Source organism: Mycobacterium sp. (assembly GCF_049585075.1).
Lineage (GTDB): Bacteria > Actinomycetota > Actinomycetes > Mycobacteriales > Mycobacteriaceae > Mycobacterium.
This window is the reverse complement of the sequence record NZ_JBAUZA010000087.1, coordinates 1-1,892: the sequence shown is the minus strand read 5'-3', so window position 1 is coordinate 1,892 and position 1,892 is coordinate 1. Positions and strand designations below refer to the sequence as shown.

The 1,892-nt window shown below is 67.9% G+C and carries 1 protein-coding gene and 1 pseudogene; both read left to right on the top strand.

The annotated features are described in order from the left end of the window. Positions 1 to 220 precede the first annotated feature (220 nt). Positions 221 to 1,615 (top strand): phosphomannomutase/phosphoglucomutase, encoded by a 1,395-nt coding sequence (locus tag WB785_RS04100; protein ID WP_424077412.1) that lies wholly within the window; start codon positions 221 to 223, stop codon positions 1,613 to 1,615. Continuing rightward, positions 1,612 to 1,892: pseudogene (locus tag WB785_RS04095) on the top strand (TobH protein); the annotation flags it as partial. The gene WB785_RS04100 and the pseudogene WB785_RS04095, both read left to right, overlap by 4 nt.

Here is a 1,892-nt window from a genome sequence, read left to right as displayed (position 1 = left end):
AGGCCGGGCAGCGCCCCGCCGGCACCGGACGCCGACGTGGACATCTTCGGGTGTTGCCCGACCCCACTGACTAGTAAGCCCGCCGGGCTAGGCTGATTGCCCGCCTCGCCCCCACGCCGCTGCGCGGCTGGGGGGACCCCCACCTCATCGCGCTCCGCGCTCTGCATCGTCGCCGGGCTAGGCTGACGACGAAACGTCCCCGTTCGTCAGGAGCCTTTTGATGTCTCGGTCCGCCGCGGTTGTCAACCGTGTGATCAAGGCATATGACGTCCGGGGTCTGGTCGGTGAGGAGATCGACGAGTCGCTGGTCACCGACGTCGGCGCTGCCTTCGCCAGGCTGATGCGTGCCGAGGACGCGCGGCAGATCGCCATCGGCTACGACATGCGCGACAGCTCGCCGTCGCTGGCCGCAGCTTTCGCCGCCGGGGTGACTGCCCAGGGCCTCGACGTGGTCCGCATCGGCCTGGCGTCAACCGATCAGCTCTACTTCGCCTCCGGGCTGCTGGACTGCCCCGGTGCGATGTTCACCGCGAGCCACAATCCGGCCGCCTACAACGGCATCAAACTGTGCCGGGCGGGCGCCAAACCCGTCGGCGCCGAGACCGGGTTGACCGCGATCCGTGACGATCTGGTCGCCGGCGTCGCTGCTTACGACGGGCCGGCTGGTTCCGTCGGCGACAAAGACGTGCTGGCCGACTACGGAGCCTTCCTTCGCTCGTTGGTGAACACCGCCGGGCTGCGCCAGCTGCGGGTGGCCGTCGACGCGGGCAACGGGATGGCCGGCCATACCGCACCGGCAGTCCTTGGTCCGATTGGGTCGATCACTCTGTTGCCGTTGTACTTCGAGCTCGACGGTTCGTTCCCCAACCACGAGGCCAACCCGCTGGACCCGGCGAACCTGACCGACCTGCAGGCCTATGTGCAGGACAGCGGCGCGGATATCGGCCTAGCCTTCGACGGCGACGCCGACCGGTGTTTTGTGGTCGACGAGCGCGGTCAGCTGGTGTCGCCGTCGACAGTGACCGCGCTGGTCGCCGCCCGCGAGCTCGGCCGGGAAATCGGCGCGACCGTGATCCACAACCTGATCACCTCTCGCGCGGTGCCGGAGTTGGTGGTCGAACGCGGCGGCACCCCGGTTCGATCGCGGGTCGGGCACTCCTACATCAAGGGGCTGATGGCCGACACCGGTGCGATCTTCGGCGGCGAACACTCTGCGCACTACTACTTCCGCGATTTCTGGGGCGCCGATTCCGGGATGCTGGCCGCGCTGTACGTGCTGGCCGCGCTCGGTGAGCAGCAGCGGCCGCTATCGGAGTTGACGGCCGACTACCAGCGCTACGAATCATCTGGCGAGATCAACTTCACCGTGTCCGACGCTGCCTCGTGTGTCGAAGCGGTGCTGAAATCGTTTGGCAGCCGGATTCAATCCATCGATCACCTGGACGGGGTGACGGTGGACCTCGGTGAGGGCAGCTGGTTCAACCTGCGCAGTTCCAATACCGAGCCGCTGCTGCGGCTGAACGTGGAAGGACGGTGCGCCGAAGACGTCGAAGCCGTGGTCGCCCAAGTCGCCGACGAGATCCGCCAGCAGGATGTCAGTCAGGTCGCGACGTGAACGCAACTCAGGCCATCATCGACCTCGACGACACCGAAGGTTTGTTGGCCGCCGATCGCGAGGGGCTGTTGCGGGCGGCGTCGACGGCCGGTGCGCAGGTGCGTGCGGCCGCGGCCGCGCTGGACGAGGGTGCACTGGACGCGGTACGTGGCAATGAGTCTCCTCGTACGGTGATCTGGGTTGCCGGGCGCGGCGCCGCTGAGACCGCAGGCACCATGCTGGCCGCGACGTTCGGTAATTGGACGGCCGCGCCGATCGTGGTCGCCGCCGAGGCTCC